The sequence below is a fragment of the Microbacterium aoyamense genome, from assembly GCF_023155855.1.
Classification (GTDB): domain Bacteria; phylum Actinomycetota; class Actinomycetes; order Actinomycetales; family Microbacteriaceae; genus Microbacterium; species Microbacterium aoyamense.
The window spans coordinates 124994-147915 of sequence record NZ_JAKNUT010000002.1; the positions used below are offsets into that span (position 1 = coordinate 124994).

Here is a 22922-nt window from a genome sequence, read left to right on the forward strand (position 1 = left end):
GGTTGGATGGAACCATGACAGATCGCACAAAGCCCGAGTTCGACGCCCCCGAGGGCCCCGCCCCCACGGAGCTCGTCATCCGCGACATCATCGTGGGCGACGGCGCCGAGGCCAAGCCCGGCGACACCGTGACCGTGCACTACGCAGGCGTCGAGTACGAGTCCGGAGAGGAGTTCGACTCGTCCTGGGGGCGTGGCGAGAGCATCCAGTTCCCGCTCCGCGGCCTCATCCAGGGCTGGCAGGACGGCATTCCGGGCATGAAGGAGGGCGGTCGTCGCGAGCTCGTGATCCCGCCGCACCTCGCCTACGGTCCCGCAGGCGGACACTTCCTCGGCGGCAAGACCCTCGTCTTCATCATTGACCTCATCAAGGTCGGCTGAGCGTTCGTTCTCAGGGAGGGGCGGATGCTGCGGCATCCGCCCCTTCGTCGTTGCTCGAAGAATTTTCCATTCACGGGAATGAAGACGGCGACGAATGCTGTTGGCTCCAGGGAACCTGCCCCATCCATCACGGAGGACACCCCATGACCACGAACACGATCGACATCCCCGGCTACAAGACCGGCACCTGGGTGCTGGACCCCGCGCACAGCGAGGTGGGCTTCACCGTGCGCCACATGATGATCTCGAAGGTGCGCGGCCACTTCAACCTCAAGAACGCGACGCTCGTCGCGCCCGAGAACCCGCTCGAAGCCAAGGTCGAGGCGCATGTCGACGCGACGTCGCTCGACACCAAGGACGAGGGCCGCGACCAGCACCTGCGCTCGGCCGACTTCTTCGACGTCGAGAACCACCCGTCGATCGACTTCGTCTCGACCGGTGTCCGCGTCGAGGACGGCGAGTTCCTCGTCGACGGCGACCTCACGATCCGCGGCACGACCAAGCCGGTCACGTTCGAGTTCGACTTCGGCGGCTTCGGCGCCGACCCGTGGGGCAACTACAAGGCGGGCGCGACCGCCAAGACGGTCATCAACCGCGAGGACTTCGGCCTGACGTGGAACGCCGCTCTCGAGACCGGCGGAGTGCTCGTCGGCAAGGACGTCACGATCACGCTCGACCTGCAGGGCGCGCACCAGGCGTAAGCACGTTTCGACGGAGGGGGGTGGATCCCGCGGCATCCACCCCCCTTCGTCGTCTCACCCCGACACGGCGACCGTCTCGCGGACGCTGGACCCGCTCTCGACGAGGTCGGCGTGCGCGTGCGCGACGGCACGGCGCGACACCTTGCGCTCGCGCGTCGATCCGTCGACCGACGTGAAGTGCTCCGTCGAGTCGCTGTCGCTGAGGTAGACCGGCTGCACGATGGTCCAGTCGAGCTCGGACCCCCGCAGCACGCCCTCCTGGATCTCGCTGTCGATGATCTGCGGGCGGATCATGAGCGCGAACAGCAGACGGTCGCCGAACGTCAGCATGTCGCGCGAGGCGCCCACACCGTAGGACGACTGCACGACGAGGCGCTGGATGCCGGCGCGGCGCGCAGCCGTCACGATCGCCGCGGTGCCACGCGAGCGGATGTCGTCCGCCGTGCCCTTCGCGCCGCGCAGCCGCACGCGCAGCGGGGGCTCGGAGATGCCGAGGGTAACGACGATCGCGTCGTGACCGGGCAGGAGCCGGTCGAGGAGTGCGGCGTCGGTCGCGTCGCCGTCGACCCGCTCGAGGCCCGGCCGGGGTTCGAGGGTCGTCGCGCTGCGCGACAACGCGCTCACCGCGTGCCCGCGTTCGAGGAGGACGTCGGTGACGGCACGGCCGGATCCGCCGGTGGCGCCGATGACGAGGATTCGCATGAGGGTGTCCTTTCGGTGGTGGATGCCTCGACTCTGGCGCGTCCGGGTTGGATGATCTATCGTCAGAAGTGCCGATTGTGTGATCATTCGTCCAGGAGGCGTCATGGATCTGCCATGGGAGCAGCGGGATCCGCTCACCGAAGCGCTCTATCAGGTCCGCATGAGCGGCGCGTTCTACTCGTGGACCGAGTCGTCGGGCGACGGCAGCGTCGCGATGCCCGAAGTGCCGACGACGCTGAGCTTCCACGTCATCGCGCGCGGGACGGCGTATCTCGAGGTCGACGGCGAGGAGCCCGTCGCGGTGCACGCGGGCGAGATGGCGCTCGTGCCGCGCGGAATCGGCCATCGCGTGTCGACGTCTCCGGGCGCCAGGCTGCTCGGCAGTGCCGAGGAGCTCCCGCAGACGATGCTCGGCGATCACTTCTCGGTGCTGCGCATCGGGCCCGATGATGTCGCCCCGCACCTGTCGCTGCTGTGCGGCGTGATCTCGTTCGATTCGCCCGGAGCCCAGCAGGTGCTGGACGTGCTGCCGCGGATCATCCGCGTCGACAGCCGCGATCGCCCCGTCATGGCCGCCCTCGTGCCGCTCCTCTCGAGCGAAGTGCTCGATCCGCGACCGGGAGGCGAGGCGGTCGCGACGCGGCTCGCGGACGTTCTCGTCATCGAGACGGTGCGGGCGTGGCTGGCTGCCGACCCCGACCTGCAGACCGGCTGGCTCGCCGCTCTGCGCGACCCCGAGATCGGCTCCGTGCTGGCCGCGATCCATCGCGAGCCGGGGCGACCGTGGACGCTCGGCGAGCTCGCCGCGACGGCGGCGATGTCGCGCTCGGCGTTCGCCGCGCGGTTCACCGCGGTCGCGGGTCTTCCCGCCATGAAGTACGTCGCGCAGTGGCGCATGCGCGCAGCGCGGCACAGGCTCGCGGCGGGCGACACCGTGGCATCCGTCGCCCTCGCCTTCGGCTACGGATCGGAGGCCGCGTTCAGCCGCGCGTACGCGCGGACGACGGGCGAGACGCCGGGACGGGTGCGTCGGCGGGCGGCGTGATGCTCTCGCGACGCGAGAACGCCCGCAGCCGGTCCTGCGCGAGCAGGATGCCCGCGAAGACGACGAGCGCACCGACCGGCTCGTTCCACGTGATCTCTTCACCGAGGACGAGGATTCCCAGCGCCACACCGACGACCGGCGTGATGTATGTGACGGTGGATGCCCGGGTCGGCCCCCACGCGCGCAACGCGTTCTGGTTCCAGATGTAGGCGACGCCGGTGCCGAGGCAGCCGAGCAGCACGACGCTGCCGATGATCCACGGATCGAGCGTGACCGGGGTCAGCGCGAGCACGGGGGTGAGCACGACCATGATCGCGGCGGCGATGCCGATGTTGAGGAACGAGAACACGAGCGCGCTCATGCCGGTGTCCGAGACGAACTTGCGCATGTAGGCGAGGCTGAACCCGTAGCAGGCCGTCGCGCCGAGGATCGCGAGCTGCGCGACGAGGCTCTGGTTGAGATCGAGTCCCTGCCACGGCGCGATGATGACCATGACGCCGAGAATGCCGACGAGGATGCCCGCGATCTGCACGGGCTTGAGCTTCTCGACACGGAAGACGGCCCACGCCATGACGGCCGTCATGATGGGCGTCGTGGCGTTGTAGATGCTGGCGAGACCGCTCGTGACGTGCTGCTGCGCCCACGAGAACAGCAGGAACGGCACGACGCAGAACGAGATCGCGAGCACCGTCATGTGCAGCCAGATCTTGAGGCGGCGGGGGAGCGGATCGCGCCGCAGGGCGACGAAGAGGCCGAGCGTCAGGCCGCCGAGCACCAGCCGCGACCACGCGACCTGCGCGGGCGAGATCCCCGTGAGCGCGACCTTCATGAACAGGAAGCTCGAACCCCACACGATCCCGCACAGCACGAACTGCACCGCGACGGACGTCGGGGATGGAGTGCGCAGGGCCGGGGTGGTCACCCGCCGACTCTAGACCCGGGATCCGGCCCTGGGAGACGCTGACGGATGCGACGTCCGAAATCCGCCGACGTATGGCTGTCAGGGCACGGGGTTCGCGGCGTCGTAGTCCTGGAATCTCGGGCTCAGCCGCACGAGGGTCGCGACGAGCCCCATGATGACGAGCCCGCCCAACAGGGGTGGGAACCACAGCGCTGTCGCGGTCGCCAGCACGCCCGCGTAGAGAGCCCCGACGCGCGGACCGCCCGCGACGACGACGATGAAGATGCCCTGCAGGCGCCCGCGGATCGAGTCGGGCACCGCGGCCAGCACCATCGTGTTGCGGAAGATCGCGCTGACGTTGTCGGCCGCGCCGGCCGCGGCGAGCGTCAGAACCGCAGCGATGATGAGGACGACGTTGGGGGATGCGGCATCCACGGTCTCCGGCGCGAACCAGCCGAGCGCGGCGGCGCCCAGCACCAGTCCGAAGGCGAGGATCGCGCCCCCGTACGCGATGATCGCCCGCTCGATGCCGAGACCCTGGCGCCGCACGCGCCCCACCGGTCCCGAGAACAGGCTCGAGAGGAAGGCGCCGGCGGCGATGGATGCCGTCAGCACGCCGGTCGTGATGGGTCCGCCGCCCAGCAGCAGGGCGCCGATCGCGGGGAAGAGTGCGATCGGGTGCCCGAACGTCATCGCGATGATGTCGAGGATGAACTGGAGGCGGATGTTGCCCGCGCGCTTGAGGAACCGCCATCCGTCCTTGAGCGACTCGAGCCCGGGCCGCACGATCTCGCCCTCGGGTTTGATGCTCGGCAGAGTCCAGAGGCCGAGGAACAGGCTCAGCATGAGGACGACGTCGATCGTGTACGTCCATGCGTAGCCCGACACCGCGACGAGCACGCCGGCGAGCGCGGGGCCGCCCATCACCATGATCCCCATCGTGATCCCGCCGAGGGCGGAGGCCGCGGGGAGCAGATCGCGGGGAATGAGTCGCGGCACGATCGACTGGCGTGCCGCCATCACGATCGAGTTCGCCGCGGAGTTCACGATCGACAGCGCGTAGAGCCACCAGACGGTCTCCAGCTGCCCCCAGGCGAGGATCGCAAGCAGCAGTGTCGAGGCGAAGGTCACGGTCGCGGCGATGAGCGCGACACGGCGACGGTCGAAGGCGTCCGCGAGCATCCCGCCGTAGAGGCCCGCCAGGATCATCGGCACGAGCCCCGCGAAGGCGACCATCGAGACGGCGAACGTCGAGCCCGTCAGGTCGAACATGTGCAGCATGATCGCGACGATCGTGAGCTGCCCGCCGAGTCCGGCGAGAGTGGATCCGATCCACATCCGTGTGAAGGCGGGGCTGACCTGGAAGGGCCTCAGGTCGATGAAATGGTCGCGGCGCAGACGCGCCATCACGACGAGAACTCGTGGTGGGGCATCCATCGATGCTATCGACCCGCGCGATTAGCCCGGCCCGCAGGCGACTGGTAGACTCTTCAGGTTGCCGTTCGATCGGCCGCGGATGAAGAGAGCCCGCACATCAGGTGACGGGCGCCGCGCAATGAAGAGGAAGGGGATCCCATCTATGGCACTCGAAGCAGACGTCAAGAAGGCGATCATCGAAGAGTACGCGACGCACCCCGGTGACACCGGATCCCCCGAGGTGCAGGTCGCGATGCTGACGCAGCGCATCAAGGACCTCACCGAGCACCTCAAGGAGCACAAGCACGACCACCACTCGCGTCGTGGTCTGTTCCTCATGGTCGGTCAGCGCCGTCGCCTCCTGGGCTACCTCCAGGAGATCGACATCAACCGCTACCGTTCGCTCATCGAGCGTCTGGGCCTCCGTCGATAAGGCAGAGCGACTGAGCGTATATCGCGCAGAACATTCTTGGAAGGCCCGTCCCACGGTGTGGGGCGGGCCTTCACCTTTGCCGGCTCGCACCCGCCGTGTTCGCCGCGTGTACATCGCGGAGGGGCGCGGTGACAGTCGGGCCCCGGGCGCGGAGAGGGGCGGGGGTCAGGATGCCGCGGCGCGCGCCGCGACGAGGTCGGGGTGGTGGATCGCCGCGACGTCGGGGTGCGCGCGCAGGCGCGACTTCAGCGCGTTCTCGCCGTAGAGCGCGTGAATGCGGTTCGTCGGATCCTGCGTGACGCCGTGTGCCTCGGCCGCGAGCTCCGCCGGCAGCTCGATGATCGGCAGCCGCGCGTCGAGCGCCGGGTTGAAGAAGAACGGCACCGAGATGCGGTAGTCCGGCGCCGTCGGTGAGATGACGCGGTGGTTCGTCGCCGTCAGGTAGCCCTGCGTCGCGTACTCCATGAGCTCGCCGATGTTGACCACGAACGCACCCGGGACGGACGGTGCATCCACCCACTCTCCGTCACGCTGCACCTGCAGGCCGCCCTTGCCGGGCTCGACCCACAGCAGGGTCAGCACACCCGAGTCCTTGTGGGCGCCGACGCCCTGCTGCGGTGTCGGATCGCTCTTGCCGGGGTACTTCACGATCTTGATGAGCGTCTCGGGCTCGCCGAAGTCCCGGTCGAAGAACGACTCCTCGGCGCCGAGGGATGCCGCCCACGCGCGCAGGAGTTTGCGGGCGACGCCGGAGAGGTGATCGTGCCACTCGGCCACGACCTCCTGAAGCTCGGGCTGAGCGGCCGGCCACAGGTTCGGGCCCGTGAGGCGGAAGAAGTCCGGGGCGTCCGGATCGGTGACCGCTTCGCGCTCGGGACCGATGTCGATCTGCTCGCGCCAGTCGACCTTGCCCTGCGTGCGCTCGCCGCCGACGCGGGTGTAGCCGCGGAAGTGGGGGCTCGTGACGTTCTCGATCGCGAGCTTGTCGGCCTCGGGGAGGGCGAAGAAGTCGAGCGCCGCCTGGTGCAGACGCGCCTCGAGCTCGGGGGTGACACCCGTGCCCGTGAGGTAGAAGAACCCGACGTCGTGGGTGGCGGCACGCAGGTCGTCACGGAAGCGGGCTGCCTCGTCCGGCCCCTGGTCGAGGCGGGAGAGGTCGAGGATCGGCAGGTTCAGCTCGGTCATCCGTCGAGCGTAAGCCGCCTGCCGAGGCTCGGCGCTTTTGTTACGGGGGATGCCTTGTGGCGGGCGATTTGGGACCTCGATCGTCATGAGAGTAAGGTCAGGCTTGCCTTATCTAAGGCCATTCTTACTTTCGAGAGATCCCGTGCTCGCGACATTCCTCATCGGCCTGCGTGAAGGCCTCGAAGCGGCGCTCGTCGTCGGCATCCTCGTCGCGTACCTCACGCGTCTGGATCGCCGCGACGTCCTTCCGCGTCTGTGGGTCGGCGTGGGTCTCGCGATCGCGCTCGCCCTCGCGATCGGCGCGATCTTCACCTTCGGTGCCTACGCGCTCACGTTCGAGGCGCAGGAGCTCATCGGCGGGCTGCTGTCGCTCCTGGCCGTCGCCATGGTCACCTGGATGATCTTCTGGATGCAGCGCTCAGCGCGCACCATGAAGCGCTCGCTCGAGGGTGGGATCGATCGAGCGCTCGCGACAGGTGGTCTGTGGGGGATCGTCGTCATCGGGTTCGTGTCGGTCGCACGCGAGGGCGTCGAGACGACGCTGCTGCTGTGGGCGATGGTGCAGGACTTCGGGGACGCCCCGACGGCGCTCCTGGGCGCCGTGCTCGGGATCCTCGCCGCCGTCGTGCTCGGATGGCTGCTCGCGCGCGGCATGGTCCGGCTCGATCTGCGCGTCTTCTTCACCTGGACGGGCGCGTTCCTCGTCGTGGTCGCGGCCGGCGTTCTCGCGTACGCGATCCACGATCTGCAGGAGGCCGGCGCACTGCCGGGCCCCTTCGGACCGATGGCTCCGATCGATCCCGCAACGGGAGCCGTCGCCGTCGGCTGGGCGGGGTTCCCGTTCGGCTGGGCGTTCGACCTCTCGGCCGTCATCCCGCCCGGCAGCGCGCTCGCCGCACTGCTGCAGGCGACCATCGGCTTCATGCCGGTGATGTCGTGGCTGCAGGTCATCTCGTGGGCGGTGTATGTCGCCGTGGTCGGAATCTTCTGGGCCCGCGGCATCCGTCGTCCTTCTCCCACAGCTTCCTCCCCGGCATCCGTTCCGTCACAGCAAGGAGCCTCATGAACACCCACCGCCTTGTCGGCGCCGCAGCCCTCGCGGGCGTCGGCGCACTCGTCCTCGCGGGATGCGTCGCGCGAGCCGACGTCGCCGCATCCGACGCACTGACGGTCACCTCGACCGCCGACGGCTGCGAGGTGTCCGCGGCCACTGCGACCAGCGGCACGCTCGCGTTCGACGTCACGAACGAGGGCGACGAGGTGACGGAGTTCTACCTCCTCGCCGACGACGGGCTGCGCATCGTCGGCGAGGTCGAGAACATCGCGCCCGGGGCGTCGCGCACGCTCACCGTCGTCGCACAGCCGGGCGAGTACTTCACGCTCTGCAAGCCGGGCATGCTCGGCGAGGGAGTGGGCCGCACCGGATTCTCGGTGTCGGGCGACGCCGTCGCGATCGACGGGGAGGATGCCGAGCTCAAGCAGCAGGCGGTCGACCTGTACGCGGCGTTCGTCAAGGATCAGGTCGAGAACCTCGTGCCGCAGGTCGACGCACTCGTGACCGCGTACGAGTCGGGCGACGACGGGACGGCGAAGACGCTCTTCCCGCAGGTCCGCGCGTACTACGAGCGCATCGAGCCCATCGCCGAGGCGCTCGGCGACCTCGACCCCAAGATCGACTACCGCGAGGTCGACGCCGTCGCAGAGGGGCTCGACTGGACGGGCTTCCACCGCATCGAGAAGGACCTGTGGGTCCCCGCGCAGGACGCGCTCAACGCCGACGGCGAGACGCCCGCGTGGCAGGACTGGGCACCGTCGACGCCCGAGGAGCGCGCCGCCTTCGGCGACCAGCTCGTGTCCGACATCGCCGAGCTCGACGCGTACGTGCACTCCGACGACTTCCAGGCGGCACTCGACAGCCAGGGAGTCGCGGGGCTCTCGAACGGCGCCATCGCGCTGCTCGACGAGGTCGCGACGGGCAAGATCACGGGCGAGGAGGACTGGTGGTCGGGCACGGACCTCTGGGACTTCGCCGCCAACGTCGAAGGCTCCAAGATGGCGTTCTCGCTCGTGAGCGACTTCGCCGCCGCCCAGGGCGACGACGGCGCCGCGCTCGTCGACGAGATCGACGGGGGATACACCGCCCTCGAGGAGTCGCTCGCGACCCACGGCTCGCTGGCTTCGGGCTTCATCTTCTACCCTGAGCTGACCGATGCCGACAAGCGCGAGCTGACCGATCTGCTCAACGCGCTCGCCGAGCCGCTCTCGCAGCTCACGGTGACCGTCCTGGAGTGATGTGACCGAGGCCCCATCAGCAGCCGACGCCCCGGCCCCCGACGAGGGGGCCGGGGTTTCCGGCGTGTCGCGGCGCGGACTGTTCGGGCTCGCGATCGGCGCAGGCGCCGCCGGGATCGCGATCGGGGCGGGGGCGGGTGCGACCGCCGGTGTCGCGGTCGGACGAGCGCGGGCGGAGGATGCCGCGGCATCCGTCTACGACTTCTTCGGCGCTCATCAGGCGGGCATCACGACACCCGTGCAGGATCACCTGCACTTCGCGTCGTTCGACATGATGGCCCGCACCGGCCGCGACGACCTCGTCGCTCTGCTGCAGGACTGGACGTATGCCGCGTCGCGCATGACCCAGGGGCTCGAGGTGAGCGCGACCGGCGCCGTCGGCGGTTCGCCCGAGGCGCCGCCCGACGACACCGGCGAAGCGCAGGGTCTGGCCGCGAGCGGTCTCACGATCACCTTCGGATTCGGCCCCACGCTGTTCGAGCTCGACGGGGTCGATCGCTACGGCATCGCCGCGCAGCGGCCGGTGGGTCTGGTCAAGCTGCCCTCGTTCCTCGGCGATGATCTCCAGCCCGACGAGTCCGGCGGCGATTTGTTCGTCCAGGCATGCGCCGACGATCCGCAGGTCGCCGTGCATGCCGTGCGCAACCTCAGTCGCATCGCGTTCGGCCGAGCGCGGCTGCGCTGGTCGCAGCTCGGATTCGGACGCACCTCGCGCACGACCGCCTCCCAGGCCACGCCGCGCAACCTCTTCGGGTTCAAGGACGGCACGGCGAACATCCTCGCGAGCGATTCGGCAGCGCTCGACGAGCACGTGTGGGTCGCATCCTCCGACGACCCCGTGTGGATGGCCGGCGGCTCGTACCTCGTCGCCCGCAAGATCGCGATGCTCATCGAGACGTGGGACCGCGTCAGGCTCTCGGAGCAGGACGCGATCATCGGCCGCGACAAGGGCGAGGGTGCTCCGCTGTCGGGCGGCGATGAGTTCACGGATCCCGACTTCACGGCGACGGATGCTTCGGGCGCCGCCGCGATCCCCGCGACGAGCCATGTGCGGCTCGCGCATCCGGAGTTCAACGACGGCTTGCGGATCCTCCGTCGCGGATACAACTACGTCGACGGCAACAACGACCTCGGACGACTCGACGCGGGGCTGTTCTTTCTGTCGTACCAGCGCTCGCCCGAGCAGTTCGTGCGTCTGCAGCGCGCACTGTCGACCGACGTGATGAACGAGTACATCCGCCACGTCGGCTCGGGCGTGTGGGCCGTGCCGCCCGGCGTGCAGCCCGGCTCGTTCGTCGGGGCCGGGCTGTTCGCCTGAGCTGCAAGACTGGCTTTCCGTTCTCGTGGCGAGCAGCCGGCGTCGGCGTGTCGCGCTTCGCGGACAGTGTCTCTTATCGCTACGGAACTTCCGGTTCACACGGTGTCTGGCAGGCGGTGAACTTCCGGTTCACGCGATCGTGCGACGGGCAGTGAACTTCCGGTTCACACGGTCGTGCGACGGGGCGGTGAACTTCCGGTTCACACGGGCCTCCGGCCGGGCGGCGAGCTTCCGGTACACCCGCGATCGACGTGTGAGCGGGAAGTTCATCAGCGTAGAGAACGAACGTCGTCCGGAGCGACACGCCGGTGCAGCAGCGAACGGCGGTGAATCACCTCCGGAGCGACACGCCGCTGTAGCGGCGAACGGCGGTGAATCACCTACGGGGCGGCGCGAGCACGGCGGCGGCGGCGCGATCCTCCACGCCGAGCTTCGAGATCGCGGACGCCGCGTCCTCGATTCAGCCGTTCTGGCGGGGGTCCGCCGGCAGGACGCGCGGTGCTTCGCGGGGTCGGCGCGACCCCGTCGGGTCGCTGCGGCGGCCTTCGCGTCCTGCGAGCATGGGATCGCTGAACAGCCAACCCGGTCGCGGCTCGATGAGCGGGCGGAAGACCGTGCGCACGGGTTTCGTCGCCAGCCCGAGCGCGATGAGCACGGAGAGGACGATCACGATCGGCAGCCACAGCCACGTGGGGTCCAGATTGCGCAGCACGCCCGACTCGCGGAACGGGTAGAGCACGAACGAGTGCAGCAGGTAGACGTACATCGTGTACTGGCCGAAGTGCGTCCAGAAGTGCGTACGCCGCGGAACGAGAGCGAAGAACGCCGCCGAGAGCACGATCGCGACCGCCATGAGCGCGAGGCGCACGCCGCCGGCCCACCACTGGGTTCCGCCGATCGACGAGTAGTTCGCGTCGTAGAAGAGCCATTCGCGCAGGTTCATGGCGCGGAACTCGTCGATGAAGACCCACGCGACGAACCCCGCCACCGTGAACAGCCCGCCGCCCACGACGAAGACCCACCACGGTCGGTCCCGCAGCAGCCTCAGGCGATCGACGATGTCGTGCTCGCGCAGCCACCAGCCGAGCGTGAAGAACGGCAGCAGCCCGAGGGTGCGCGAGAGCGAGAAGGTCGAATCGACGTTGGGCAGGTAGCCCGCGCCGATCGAGATCGCGAGCGTCCACAGCAGCGGCCAGCGCAGCAGGGCGAGGTAGGGCAGCACGAGCCGGAAGATGCCGAGCGCGAGCAGGAACCACAGCGTCCACGACGGCTCGGTGAGGTTGGGGTTCGCCTGCCCCTCGACGAGCCACTTCGTGAGGGTCCAGATGCCCTCGAAGATGACGTACGGCACGAGGATGTCGGTGATCACGCGCGCCATCTGCCGCTTCGACGGCGCGTCGGACTTGGAGAAGTAACCCGAGATGATCGCGAACGCCGGCATGTGGAATGCGTAGACGACCAGGTAGAGGCCGAGCGCGATGTCGGAGTCGTACGTCAGGCGCTGGGTCGCGTGACCCAGGACCACGAGCACGATGCACGCGAAGCGCGCGTTGTCCCAGAACGGCACACGGCGCTTGGCGCGTGACACCCGCGTCGTTCCCGTGGTCGGAGGCTGGGTCGGTTCAGTCATGAGGCGTTGCCCACCCTATCCTGGGGGTCACCCCCGGATCGAAGGAGATCGCATGCCCGACGCCCCCGTGCGCAACGTGTCGACCGGAGCCGTCCGCGGCGTGACGGCCGACGGGATCGATCGATTCCTCGGCATCCCCTACGCGGCCCCGCCGTTCCAGGAGCGCCGCTTCGAGCCGCCGCAGCCCGCCGCAGCGTGGGAGGGCGAGCGGGATGCCTCGGCCTTCGGCCCCACGGCGCCGCAGGCGCCCTACGGCGGCGGCCTCGAGGACTATCTCCCGACGGTCGAGATCCCGGGCGACGACATCCTGACCGCCAACGTGTGGACGCCGGGCGGCACGGGCCTGCCGGTGCTCGTCTTCGTGCACGGCGGCGCGCTCACGCGCGGATCGGCGGCCCTCGCAGCCTACGACGGTAGGACCTTCGCGCGGCACGGGGTCGTCTACGTCTCTGTCCAGTACCGGCTCGGGCAGGAGGGGTTCGCCGTGCTCCCCGAGGTGCCGCAGAACCTCGGCGTGCTCGACGTCGAGGCGGCCCTGCGCTGGGTGCGGGCGGAGATCGCCGCGTTCGGGGGCGATCCCGCGAACGTCACGGTGATGGGGCACTCCGCGGGGGCGAACGTGCTCGCCGCGGCCCTCGCACTGCCGCACGCGAAAGAGCTCTTCGATCAGGCGATCCTGCAGAGTGGACCACTTGTCGCGCAGCCGCCGAAGAAGGCGGCGCGCATGACGCTCGAGGTCGCGAACAGGCTCGGCGTCCCGGCATCCCGCGACGGCTTCTCGCACGAGACGCCCGCGAAGCTCGTCGAGACGCAGACGGCCATCGCCGCAGGCGGCTCGCCCTTGGGCGGCGGGCCGACCGTGGCGCTCGCGGTCGGTGGCGACGCGGTACCCACGAGCCCGCTCGACGCGCTGCTCGCGGGCGCGAGCCGCGGCATCCCCGTCCTCATCGGCTCGACGAGCGAGGAGTACCGTCTCTGGTTCGTGCCGAGCGGCGCGCTCGACAAGATCCGCCGCGCGACCCTCACGATCGCGCGACTCGCGGCCGGCGTGCCCGCGCGGGTGGTGAAGGCCCACCGTCGCCGTCGCCCTGATGCGACGCCGGGAGAGGTGCTCGGCGAGATCGTCGGCGACATGCTGCTGCGGGGTCCGCTCACGCGCTTCGCCGACAGCCGTATCGCCGCCGACGCCGGCACCTGGGTGTACGAGTTCCGGTGGCGCAGCCCCGTGGGCGGCCTCGGCGCGGCGCACGGCATGGAGCTCGGCTTCGTGTTCGACGCGATCGAGACGCCCGACGCGATCGCGCTCGCGGGAGCGGATGCTCCGCAGAGGCTCGCCGACGCGATGCACTCCGCGTGGGTGTCGTTCGTGAAGAGCGGGGATCCCGGATGGCAGGCGTGGTCGGCGCGCAGGCCCGTCCAGGCGTTCGACGCCGACGGCGGTCACATCGACTACGCGCCGCGCGCAGACGAGCTCGAGGGGCTCCCTACGCGATAGTCTCGACGGCGCCATGACCACGATCGACCCTGCTCTCGCCCTCGACCAGGACATTCCCGACATCGACTGGCACGTGTTTCCCGAAGGCACGGTGCGGGATGCCTTCGCCGCGCCGAGCGGGCTGCTCGCGCGCGTCGTGCTCGGGCCGGAGGGCGCTGAGCGCGTCGTCCTCATCCCCGGCGTCGCCGGGTCGAAGGAGGACTTCGTCCGCATCTTCCCGCTGCTCGCCGACGCGGGCTACCGCGTCGAGTCGTACGACATCGCGGGCCACTGGGAATCGGTGGATGCGGGTCCCGCCCACCTCGATCCGCCGAGCGAGCACTACGACCGTCAGCTCTTCGTCGACGACCTCATCGCGATCCTCGAGGACGGTGACGGCCCGGCGCATGTGCTCGGGTACAGCTTCGCGGGGCTCGTCGCCGAGCTCGGTCTCGTACAGCGGCCCGACCTCTTCCGCAGTCTCACTCTGATGGCGGCACCGCCGGCGGTGGGTCAGGTGTTCAAGGGCGTCAAGCACATCGGCCCCATCTCGGACATGCCCCCGCACCGCGCGGCCGGGCTCATCCTGTGGGGGATCCGCTACAACCTCAACCGAACGCCCCCGCGGCGGATCGCGTTCGTGCGTGAGCGCCTCGCGGTGACGAAGCGGACGGCGATCGACGACGTCGTCGGGATCATGATGACGATGCCCGACATCGTCGCGGAGGTCGCGGCATCCCCGGTCCCGAAGCTCATCGCCGTCGGCGAGAGCGACCTGTGGCCCATCCCGCAGCACGCGGAGTACGCCGACCGGATCGGTGCGACGCTCGCCGTCTACGAGACCGGCCACGCGCCGTGCGAGACGGCGCCGCACCAGCTCGTGCGCGACATGCTGCGGATGTTCGATTCCGTTCGTTGAGCGACACGCGACGGGAATAGATTCGTGCGGCAGGCGTTCTACGAGATACATTCATTTGCATAGAATCGCCGACGGAGACCCCGCCGACGCAGAAGCGGAGAGATCGTGAACGACACCACCACGTGGCCGGGAATGCAGTTCGGCATCTTCACGGTGAGCGACATCACCGAAGACCCGACCGACGGTCGCACGCCCAGCGAGGCCGAGAAGATCCGCAACACGGTGACACTCGCGAAGCACGCCGAAGAGGTCGGGCTCGACGTCTTCGCCCTCGGCGAGCACCACAACCCGCCGTTCTGGTCGTCGTCGCCCACGACGACGCTCGCGTACATCGCCGCCCAGACCGAACGCCTCATCATGTCGACGGCGACGACGCTCATCACGACGAACGACCCGGTGAAGATCGCCGAGGACTTCGCGATGCTGCAGCACGTCTCGGGCGGCCGCGCCGATCTCATGCTCGGCCGCGGCAACACCGGGCCGGTGTATCCGTGGTTCGGTCAGGACATCCGTCAGGGCCTGCCGCTCGCGATCGAGAACTACAACCTCCTGCACCGCCTCTGGCGCGAGGACGTGGTGGACTGGGAGGGGAAGTTCCGCTCGCCGCTGCAGGGGTTCACGTCGACGCCCCGCCCGCTCGACGGCGTCGCGCCGTTCGTGTGGCACGGGTCGATCCGCACGCCCGAGATCGCCGAGCAGGCCGCGTATTACGGCGACGGGTTCTTCGCGAACAACATCTTCTGGCCCAAGGAGCACTACCAGCGCCTCGTGACGCTGTACCGCCAGCGCTTCGCGCACTACGGCCACGGCACGCCCGAGCAGGCGATCGTGGGCCTGGGCGGTCAGGTGTTCATGGCGGCGAAGTCGCAGGACGCCGTCGCGCAGTTCCGCCCGTACTTCGACAACGCGCCCGTCTACGGCCACGGCCCGAGCCTCGAGGACTTCAGCGAGATGACTCCGCTCACCGTCGGCTCGCCGCAGCAGGTGATCGACCGGTACGCCTCGATGCGCGAGACGTTCGGCGACTACCAGCGCCAGCTCTTCCTCATCGACCACGCGGGTCTGCCGCTCAAGACGGTGCTCGAGCAGCTCGACATCCTCGGCGGCGAGGTCGTGCCGGTGCTCCGCAAGGAGCTGGCGAAGGACCGTCCGGCGGATGTTCCGGATGCCCCGACCCACGCCAACCTCGTCGAGAGGGCCGGCGGTGCCCGCGAGGCTCGGCCCAACGCGAACCGCGGCGACAACCTGACGGGCGGCTCGCCGTACCAGGACACTCCGGCACCCGCCGGCGCGTCGTTCGGGATCGGTCGGTGACCCGATGACCGCGCAGAACGCACGCCGCATCGCGGTCGTCTCGGCAGGGCTCTCCAACCCCTCGTCGACGCGGCTCCTGGCCGACCGGCTGGTCGCCGCCACCATCGCGCAGCTCGCCGAGCAGGGCATCGAGGCCGAGGCCGACGTGTTCGAGCTGCGGGACTACGCGCACGACATCACGAACAACCTCCTGACGGGTTTCGCGCCGCCGGCACTCGAATCGATGGTCAACACCGTCGTGTCGGCTGACGCCGTTATCGCGGTGACCCCGATCTTCTCGACGAGCTACTCGGGTCTGTTCAAGTCGTTCATCGACGTGCTCGACCCGGACGCGCTCACGGGCAAGCCCGTCCTCATCGGCGCGAACGCCGGCACGGCGCGGCACTCGCTCGCGATCGACTACGCCATCCGGCCGCTGTTCGCCTACCTGCACGCCGAGCCGGTCTCGACGGGTGTATTCGCGGCGTCCAGCGACTGGGGCGCCTCGGGCGACCAGGTCGCGCCGCTCGGCGAGCGGATCGAACGCGGCGCGCGCGAACTCGCCGAAGCGATCGCACGGAAGCAGCCCGCGGCATCCGCCGATCCCTTCGACCCCGCCAACTACCTCGGCGAGGGCCGCTCGTTCGGTCATCTGCTCGGCGGCCTCGCGGGGGAGTAGGAGAAGCCGCTCCCAGGAGGCCCTGATACCGTCGGGAGACGGAGTCGGTTCGGCCCCCGAAACGGGAAGAGGCCTCGTGGCTCCCCAGCATCCCCTCATTCTCGGCGTCGTCGGCTCCTCCCTGAAGCCGGACGAACGACGTGTGCCGATCCATCCCGGACACCTCGAGCGCATCCCAGCCGAGTTGCGCTCGAGGATCTTGCTCGAGAAGGGCTATGGCGAGCGATTCGGCATCCCCGACGACGAGCTCAGGCCGCTCGTCGGCGGCCTGATCGATCGTTCGGAGCTCTTCGCGACGGCCGATGTGCTGCTCCTGCCGAAGCCCCAGCATGCCGATCTGCGGGAGATGCGCGACGGACAGGTGCTCTGGGGCTGGCCGCACCTCGTCCAGGACGAGACCATGACGCAGATCGCCCTCGACAAGCACCTCACGGTCATCGCCTTCGAGGCGATGAACCACTGGGGGAGCGACGGCACGTTCGGGTTGCACGTGTTCCACATGAACAACGAGATCGCGGGCTACTGCTCTGTGCTCCACGCGCTGCAGCTCTGCGGCTCGACGGGCGACTACGGCCGCCGACTGACGGCCGTCGTCATCGGGTTCGGAGCGACCGCGCGTGGCGCCGTGACCGCGCTGCGGGCGCACGGCGTCCACGATGTCCGCGTGCTCACCAACCGTGCGACGGCGTCGGTCGCCGCGCCGATCCACGCGGCGCAGATCATCCAGTTCGATCACGACGGACCGTACCTGAGCGAAGTCATCACCGACGAAGGGCGTGTGCCGCTGGCACCGTTCCTGGCCGAGAGCGACATCGTCGTGAACTGCACCCTTCAGGACCCCAATCGTCCGCTGCTGTATCTCAAGACCGACGACCTCGACGCCTTCCGGCCGGGCAGCCTCATCGTCGACGTGTCGTGCGACGAGGGCATGGGGTTCGAGTGGGCGAAGCCGACGAGCTTCGCCGACCCGATGCTCACGGTCGGCGGGAGCATCAACTACTACGCCGTGGACCACAGCCCGTCGTACCTGTGGAACTCCGCGAGCTGGGAGATCAGCGAGGCGCTGCTCGGCTTCCTGCCGACGGTCATGGCCGGTCCCGATGCCTGGCGCGGCGACGATACGCTCTCGCGCGCGATCGAAGTCGACCGGGGAGACGTGCACAACGCGGCGATCCTCGAGTTCCAGAACCGCGACTCCGAGCGACCGTACGCGGTCACCGCCCCCTAGTCCCCATCAGAGGGCGATGTCGGACGGGGTCGCGAGTTCACGCCACTCGTGGGGTCGGGCCGCGCTCGCGACGAGCACGTCGGCGACGACGAGCGGTCCGAGGTCGATGCGGGTGAGCTCGGCGATGTCGGCGATTGGCACCTGGAACGTGCGGAACGCCCCGAGAGCGGCGACCGTCGCCGCGTCGTCGATGAGCTCGCTCTGATCGAGTACGAAGCCGGCGGCCGCCAGAGCGTCGTCCTGGACCCACGCGGCGATCTTCCAGAAGCGGAGCGGAATCCGGATGCCGCGATACGGCGGATCATCGTCGTCGAGCATCGGGGCGGTGAACACCGAGACCCGTCGGTCCGTCGCATCCGCGTACTGCAGCACGTGGTCTTCGAGACCGAGCCAGAGGTCCTTCGACTGGTTGAAGTCCGCGGCCTGCGGCGCGGCATTGGGATACGCGAAGGTCGCTTCGGTCGCCGCGCGCGCCTCGGCGTCGGTGCCCCAGCCCGGATCGCGGCGGCGGACGAGGTGCCCGCGATCGAGGTCGTTGCGGGCGTACACCGCCGGACCCGCCTGCTCGTCGACAGGGACCCGCGGATCGAGGTGCCAGTCGCCCGTGCGAGGGACCTCCTTCAGCGACGCGCCGTCGATGTTGACTCCCGTCACGGCCGCGAGCCGCCGCTGCGGGTCGAGCGCGACCGAGAACCTCGGGTAGTCGAGCACGCGGGTCTCGGTGGCCGCCGCGGGGAGCGGCACCGTCACCTCGAGGAATCGATCGTCGTAGCCCATGCATCCATCCTGTCGCCTGTCACCGACGTGCAGACGGTGATCCTTCCTCGGGGCCGTGCAGATCGGCGGGAGGTGTCGGCGACACGCCGGGTGGTGGATGCTGCGGGGCGGCGTGTCGCGGGGTTGTCCCGCCGATCTGCACGTTCGGGTTCTTTCTGGTCGGATCAGCGCCAGCGGTACTCCGTCTCGGGGCGCCCGACCTTGCCGTAGCGCGGCACGCGCTCTGCCCGGCCGCTGTCGACGAGGTGCTCGAGATAGCGTCGCGCGGCGACCCGCGACATGGTCAGCCGCTCCGCCGTCTCCGTCGCGGACGCAGGGCCGTGCCGGCGCACGTCGGCGCTCACGAGCTCGAGCGTCTCGGACGAGAGCCCCTTCGGCAGCGGTGCGGTGCCCGCGGGTCGCAGTGCCGACAGCAGCGCATCGATCTCGGCCTGCGTCGCTTCGCCGGCTGCCGCGCGCATGCGCGTGCGGTACTCCCGGTACTGCTCGAGGCGGTCGCGGAACGCCGCAAACGCGAACGGCTTCACGAGGTACTGGGTCGCGCCCAGCGCGACGACCTGGCGCACGATGTCGGCGTCGCGCACCCCCGTGATCGCGATGACGTCGACGTCCGCGGCGCGCGCCCGAAGGTGGCGGAGCACGTCGAGACCCGTGCCGTCGGGCATCGTCATGTCGAGCAGGACGAGATCGATCGGCGCGGCGTCCGCTTCGGGCTCGAGGATCCGGGCGAGCGCCGCCCGCGCACCGGCGCACTCGGCGACGACCCGGAAGTCGTCGAGTCGCTCGACATAGGACCGATGCAGCTCGAGCGCGAGGGCCTCGTCATCGACGATCGCGACGTTGATCACTCGGGCCTCCCCGAGGGCAGCACCGCGCGGAACGTCGTCGGCGATCCCTCGTCGAGATCGAGAGTGCCTCCGATGTCCTCGATGACCGCGCGCGCGAGGGCGAGTCCGACGCCGCGCCCCGCGACATCCGCCTGCTTCGTCGAGAACCCGCGCTCGAAGATGCGCTCCCGGAGATCCGGCGGCACGCCGTCGCCCGAGTCCGACACGACGAGCACGAGCGCTTGGTGGGCCGCGGGCGTCATCGACAGCCGCACCCACCGCGGCTCCGGTCCTGTCGCAGCCGCGTCGAGGGCGTTGTCGATGAGGTTGCCGACGACCGCGACGGCATCGATCGGTGGCAGAAGCGAACGCGGGGCATCGGGATGGATATCCGCCGACCACGCGATCCCGCGCTCGCGGGCTTGTGCGGCTTTGCCGAGCAGCAGTGCGCCGACGGTGGGATCGCCCTGCGTGCGTGCCGCGACCTGGTCGACGAGCACCTGGCTCTGGCTCGCCGACTCGGTCAGGAGCTCGACGGCTTCATCGCTTCGGCCGAGTTCGATCAGGGCGACGGCGGTGTGCATGCGGTTGCCGTGCTCGTGCGTCTGCGCGCGCAGCGCGTCGCCGAGCGTGCGCATCGACTCGGCCGACGCGAGCGTGTCGCGCACCGCGCCCGCCGGCAGGTCGCCCGTGACGCGACGCGTCGCGCGGCGCGCGAGGACGGCCCCGATGTATCCCGCCACCACCAGGGCCGCAGCGACGGCGACGGCGACCAGGATGCGGGGGAGCGCGGATGCCGTGATGCTCCCGATGGTCACCCCCGCAGAGACCCATCCGACGAGTTCGCCGTCGTCCTCGATCGGCACGATGGTGCGGATCGACGGACCGAGCGTGCCCGCGAACTCCTCCGTCAGCGCCGTCGCGCTCGCCGGCATCGTGCCGATGTAGTGCTTGCCGATCTCGTCGACGTCGCGATGGGTGATCCGGATGCCCGAGGTGTCCATGATGGTCACGAAGTCGATCCGGGCATCCGCCATGACGTCCTCCGCGAGCGGCTGCAGCAGCGCGGTCGGTTCGTCGGCGGCCACGCCCGCGACGACGTCCGGGGAGTGCGCGAGCGTCTGCGCGACGGCCTGCGTGACGCGCTCGGCCTCGGCGCGCGCCGCGCGCTGGCTCTCCAGCAGCAGCAGGCCGGCCGTGAGGAGGGCGAGGACCACGACGGCGGCGATGAGGGCGAGGAAGACGCGGGATGCCGCGCTCCGACCCTGTGCTCGAGCCACGTCGCCCGCCTCTCCGGACGCGCCATCGGCATCCGGCATCCATCCGATCACACATGGCGGTGCGCGGCGAGAGACCAATACGACCACAACTCCTCCCGTGCCCTCGGAGAGCTGAGAGTGGAGCCACCGCCGAAGGAGGCGGCCCGAACAACGACCGTTCACCCAGGAGGCGACCATGGCTCTCACGACATCCTCGTTCAAGCTCCCCGGCTACAACTGGCGCCGCGGCAAGACCTCGTGGGACAGACACACGTGGCTCTACGTCTCGGTCATCATCGCCGTCGTGCTGGGTGCTGCGGTCGGCCTCATCTGGCCGTCGTTCGCCGAGAGCCTGGAGCCCATCGGAAAGGCGTTCGTCAACCTCATCAAGATGATGATCGCGCCGATCATCTTCTGCACGATCGTCGTGGGGGTCGGATCGATCGCGAAGGCGGCGACGGTCGGCAAGATCGGCGGGCTCGCGCTCTTGTACTTCATGATCATGACGACGTTCGCGCTGTTCATCGGTCTCGTCGTCGGCAACATCATCCACCCGGGTGAAGGGCTCGACATGACGAGCGCGACCTACGACACGTCGAACGTCGAGGCCAAGACGACGACCGAGTTCATCATGGGGATCATCCCCACGACGTTCTTCTCGGCCTTCACGGGCGAGAGCGTGCTGCAGGTGCTCTTCATCGCTCTGCTCGTCGGATTCGCGCTGCAGCAGCTCGGCAAGAAGGGCGAGCCGATCATGTTCGCCGTCAAGCAGCTGCAGATCCTCGTCTTCCGCATCCTCGGCATGATCCTGTGGCTCGCGCCGCTGGGCGCGTTCGGCGCGATCGCGGCGGTCGTCGGGAAGACCGGATTCGCGGCGATCGTGAGCCTCGGCATCCTCATGATCGCGTTCTACATCACGTGTGCACTGTTCATCTTCGGGATCCTCGGCACGATGCTCTACGCCGTCGCGCGGATCAACATCTTCAGCCTCATGAAGTACCTCGCCCGGGAGTACCTGCTGATCGTCGGCACGTCGTCGTCGGAGTCGGCGCTGCCGCGCCTCATCGCCAAGATGGAGCACCTCGGCGTCTCGAAGCCCGTCGTGGGCATCACGGTTCCCACCGGGTATTCGTTCAACCTCGACGGCACCGCGATCTACCTCACGATGGCGTCGCTGTTCATCGCGGCGGGCATGGGCACGCCGATGTCGATCCCCGAGCAGATCGGCCTGCTGGTGTTCATGGTCATCGCCTCGAAGGGAGCGGCCGGCGTGACGGGAGCGGGCCTGGCGACCCTCGCCGGTGGTCTGCAGGCCTTCCGCCCCGACCTCGTGAACGGCGTCGGCGTCATCGTCGGCATCGACCGCTTCATGTCCGAGGGGCGCGCCGTCACGAACTTCACCGGCAACGCCGTCGCGACGGTGCTCATCGGCACCTGGACGAAGGAGTTCGACAAGGAGCAGGCGCGGGCGGTGCTCGCCGGGCTGCGGCCGTTCGACGAGTCGACGCTCTCGGGCGACGACCACGACGGCATGTCGACGGCGACGGATGCCGTGGGCACGTTCGGTCTCGAAGAGGCTGCCGTGACCGAGGCCGCCGCGAAGGAGGAGCGCCTGCGCGACCGCGAACGCGCGGTCGCCGGCATCCACTGACTCGATCCTTCCCGAGGCCCGCTCCTGTCTTCTCGGAGCGGGCCTCACCCGTGCAGATCGGCGGGAGCTCGACGTGACACGCCGTGACCGGGATGCTGCCACCCGGCGCGTCGTCGACGGCCCCCGCCGATCTGCACGATCGCCGGGCACTCAGTCCGCGCGGCGGAGCCGCCGGGCGAGGATCGCGTCGATCGCCAGGCCCAGACCGATCGCCAGGACGACCGACACGACCACCGCGGCGACCGGGCCGCCGGGCAGGATCGCCGCGACGACGGCGCCGATGAGCGCCTGGTACGCGGCCCACGCGAGGGCGGCGACGCCGGCGATGCCGAGATACCGAGGAGCCGGGATGCGGGTCGCCCCTGCGGTCAGGTTGACGGCGAGCCGCGCGAACGGGATGAATCGCGCCGTGAAGAGCACGAGCGCCGCGCGCCGCTGCAGGCGTGCCTGCGCCCATGAGAATGCGGATCGGATGCGGGGGCGTCGCATCCATCGCCATCTCTCGAGTCCGATCGTGCGGCCGACGAGGTAGCAGAGCGCGTCGCCGCACACCGCCGCGATGGCCGCAACGAGGATGACCGCCCACAGCAGCGGTTCGCCCTGCGCGACGGCGAGAGCGCCGAAGGCCGTCACCGCGGCCTCGCCCGGCACGACGACGAGCAACGCATCGGCGAACACCAGTGCGAACAGCAACGCGAGCGCCCACGGGCTCTGCGCGATCCACGCCAGCAGCTCGTCGACCACGGGCTCCTTTGTAGTTCTCGCCGGTGAACGGCAGACCAACGGCGATCGCTCTCGATGACACGCGTCGG

The 22922-nt window shown here is 69.5% G+C and carries 22 protein-coding genes; 13 read left to right on the top strand and 9 right to left on the bottom strand.

Annotated features, from left to right (window positions below):
- The first annotated feature begins 14 nt into the window (after positions 1 to 14).
- Complete coding sequence (locus MA876_RS07340; RefSeq protein WP_248147371.1) at positions 15 to 380, top strand: FKBP-type peptidyl-prolyl cis-trans isomerase; 366 nt, start codon at positions 15 to 17, stop codon at positions 378 to 380.
- Between the two features lie 143 nt (positions 381 to 523).
- On the top strand, positions 524 to 1081 hold the full coding sequence (locus MA876_RS07345; protein WP_248147372.1) for a YceI family protein: 558 nt from the start codon (positions 524 to 526) through the stop codon (positions 1079 to 1081).
- Positions 1082 to 1135: 54 nt separating this feature from the next.
- Here MA876_RS07345 and MA876_RS07350 read toward each other — a convergent pair whose 3' ends face one another.
- Positions 1136 to 1783 carry an NAD(P)-dependent oxidoreductase gene (locus MA876_RS07350; RefSeq protein WP_248147373.1) on the bottom strand — a complete coding sequence of 216 codons (648 nt, stop codon included), beginning with the start codon at positions 1781 to 1783 and terminating at the stop codon, positions 1136 to 1138.
- Between the two features lie 103 nt (positions 1784 to 1886).
- On the opposite strand from MA876_RS07350, the gene MA876_RS07355 reads away from it, so the two are divergent.
- Complete coding sequence (locus tag MA876_RS07355; RefSeq protein WP_248147374.1) at positions 1887 to 2828, top strand: AraC family transcriptional regulator; 942 nt, start codon at positions 1887 to 1889, stop codon at positions 2826 to 2828.
- Here MA876_RS07355 and MA876_RS07360 read toward each other — a convergent pair.
- Both MA876_RS07360 and MA876_RS07365 read right to left on the bottom strand, forming a co-directional pair.
- Positions 2764 to 3750, bottom strand: coding sequence for a DMT family transporter (locus tag MA876_RS07360; protein ID WP_372491494.1), 987 nt, complete (start codon positions 3748 to 3750; stop codon positions 2764 to 2766). The genes MA876_RS07355 and MA876_RS07360 overlap by 65 nt on opposite strands.
- Before the next feature lie 78 nt (positions 3751 to 3828).
- On the bottom strand, positions 3829 to 5166 hold the full coding sequence (locus MA876_RS07365) for an MFS transporter (protein ID WP_248147375.1): 1338 nt from the start codon (positions 5164 to 5166) through the stop codon (positions 3829 to 3831).
- Between the two features lie 142 nt (positions 5167 to 5308).
- Between MA876_RS07365 and rpsO the strand changes: the two genes are divergently transcribed.
- On the top strand, positions 5309 to 5578 hold the full coding sequence (gene rpsO, locus MA876_RS07370; RefSeq protein ID WP_248147377.1) for a 30S ribosomal protein S15: 270 nt from the start codon (positions 5309 to 5311) through the stop codon (positions 5576 to 5578).
- Between the two features lie 165 nt (positions 5579 to 5743).
- Here rpsO and MA876_RS07375 read toward each other — a convergent pair whose 3' ends face one another.
- Positions 5744 to 6763, bottom strand: coding sequence for an isopenicillin N synthase family dioxygenase (locus tag MA876_RS07375; protein WP_248147379.1), 1020 nt, complete (start codon positions 6761 to 6763; stop codon positions 5744 to 5746).
- A 142-nt stretch (positions 6764 to 6905) separates the two neighbouring features.
- Between MA876_RS07375 and efeU the strand changes: the two genes are divergently transcribed.
- From efeU to efeB, 3 genes are all read left to right on the top strand, one after another.
- Positions 6906 to 7829 (top strand): iron uptake transporter permease EfeU, encoded by a 924-nt coding sequence (gene efeU / locus MA876_RS07380; RefSeq protein ID WP_248147381.1) that lies wholly within the window; start codon positions 6906 to 6908, stop codon positions 7827 to 7829.
- A complete protein-coding gene (gene efeO / locus MA876_RS07385) occupies positions 7826 to 9055 on the top strand; it encodes an iron uptake system protein EfeO (protein ID WP_248147384.1) in 1230 nt (409 codons plus the stop codon). Before efeU ends, efeO begins: the two co-directional genes overlap by 4 nt.
- A 64-nt stretch (positions 9056 to 9119) precedes the next feature.
- Positions 9120 to 10373 carry an iron uptake transporter deferrochelatase/peroxidase subunit gene (gene efeB / locus MA876_RS07390; protein ID WP_248147386.1) on the top strand — a complete coding sequence of 418 codons (1254 nt, stop codon included), beginning with the start codon at positions 9120 to 9122 and terminating at the stop codon, positions 10371 to 10373.
- A gap of 460 nt (positions 10374 to 10833) precedes the next feature.
- Here the strand turns inward: efeB and MA876_RS07395 are convergent, their stop codons facing one another.
- Positions 10834 to 12003 (bottom strand): acyltransferase family protein, encoded by a 1170-nt coding sequence (locus MA876_RS07395; RefSeq protein ID WP_248147388.1) that lies wholly within the window; start codon positions 12001 to 12003, stop codon positions 10834 to 10836.
- 52 nt (positions 12004 to 12055) lie between these two features.
- On the opposite strand from MA876_RS07395, the gene MA876_RS07400 reads away from it, so the two are divergent.
- From MA876_RS07400 to MA876_RS07420, 5 genes are all read left to right on the top strand, one after another.
- Positions 12056 to 13498, top strand: a complete 1443-nt coding sequence (locus tag MA876_RS07400) for a carboxylesterase/lipase family protein (RefSeq protein WP_248147390.1) — start codon at positions 12056 to 12058, stop codon at positions 13496 to 13498.
- Positions 13499 to 13511: 13 nt separating this feature from the next.
- Positions 13512 to 14396, top strand: a complete 885-nt coding sequence (locus tag MA876_RS07405) for an alpha/beta fold hydrolase (RefSeq protein WP_248147392.1) — start codon at positions 13512 to 13514, stop codon at positions 14394 to 14396.
- A gap of 132 nt (positions 14397 to 14528) precedes the next feature.
- Positions 14529 to 15710: an LLM class flavin-dependent oxidoreductase gene (locus MA876_RS07410; RefSeq protein WP_248147998.1), complete on the top strand. Its 1182-nt coding sequence runs from the start codon at positions 14529 to 14531 to the stop codon at positions 15708 to 15710.
- A gap of 4 nt (positions 15711 to 15714) precedes the next feature.
- Positions 15715 to 16368: an FMN reductase gene (locus MA876_RS07415; RefSeq protein ID WP_248147394.1), complete on the top strand. Its 654-nt coding sequence runs from the start codon at positions 15715 to 15717 to the stop codon at positions 16366 to 16368.
- Between the two features lie 76 nt (positions 16369 to 16444).
- Positions 16445 to 17596 (top strand): N(5)-(carboxyethyl)ornithine synthase, encoded by a 1152-nt coding sequence (locus MA876_RS07420; protein ID WP_248147395.1) that lies wholly within the window; start codon positions 16445 to 16447, stop codon positions 17594 to 17596.
- A 6-nt stretch (positions 17597 to 17602) separates the two neighbouring features.
- On the opposite strand, the gene MA876_RS07425 is transcribed toward MA876_RS07420, so the two are convergent.
- The 3 genes from MA876_RS07425 to MA876_RS07435 all read right to left on the bottom strand — a co-directional run bounded on the left by MA876_RS07425 (position 17603) and on the right by MA876_RS07435 (position 20480).
- Positions 17603 to 18373, bottom strand: a complete 771-nt coding sequence (locus tag MA876_RS07425) for a DNA/RNA non-specific endonuclease (protein ID WP_248147397.1) — start codon at positions 18371 to 18373, stop codon at positions 17603 to 17605.
- Positions 18374 to 18537: 164 nt separating this feature from the next.
- Entirely contained in the window at positions 18538 to 19221 is a 684-nt protein-coding gene (locus MA876_RS07430) for a response regulator (protein ID WP_248147399.1), read from the bottom strand.
- On the bottom strand, positions 19218 to 20480 hold the full coding sequence (locus tag MA876_RS07435; RefSeq protein ID WP_248147401.1) for a sensor histidine kinase: 1263 nt from the start codon (positions 20478 to 20480) through the stop codon (positions 19218 to 19220). The genes MA876_RS07430 and MA876_RS07435 overlap by 4 nt, the downstream gene beginning before the upstream one ends.
- Positions 20481 to 20655: 175 nt before the next feature.
- Between MA876_RS07435 and MA876_RS07440 the strand changes: the two genes are divergently transcribed.
- Complete coding sequence (locus tag MA876_RS07440) at positions 20656 to 22110, top strand: cation:dicarboxylate symporter family transporter (RefSeq protein WP_248147403.1); 1455 nt, start codon at positions 20656 to 20658, stop codon at positions 22108 to 22110.
- A gap of 150 nt (positions 22111 to 22260) precedes the next feature.
- On the opposite strand, the gene MA876_RS07445 is transcribed toward MA876_RS07440, so the two are convergent.
- A complete protein-coding gene (locus MA876_RS07445; RefSeq protein ID WP_248147405.1) occupies positions 22261 to 22854 on the bottom strand; it encodes a DedA family protein in 594 nt (197 codons plus the stop codon).
- Positions 22855 to 22922: the final 68 nt, after the last annotated feature.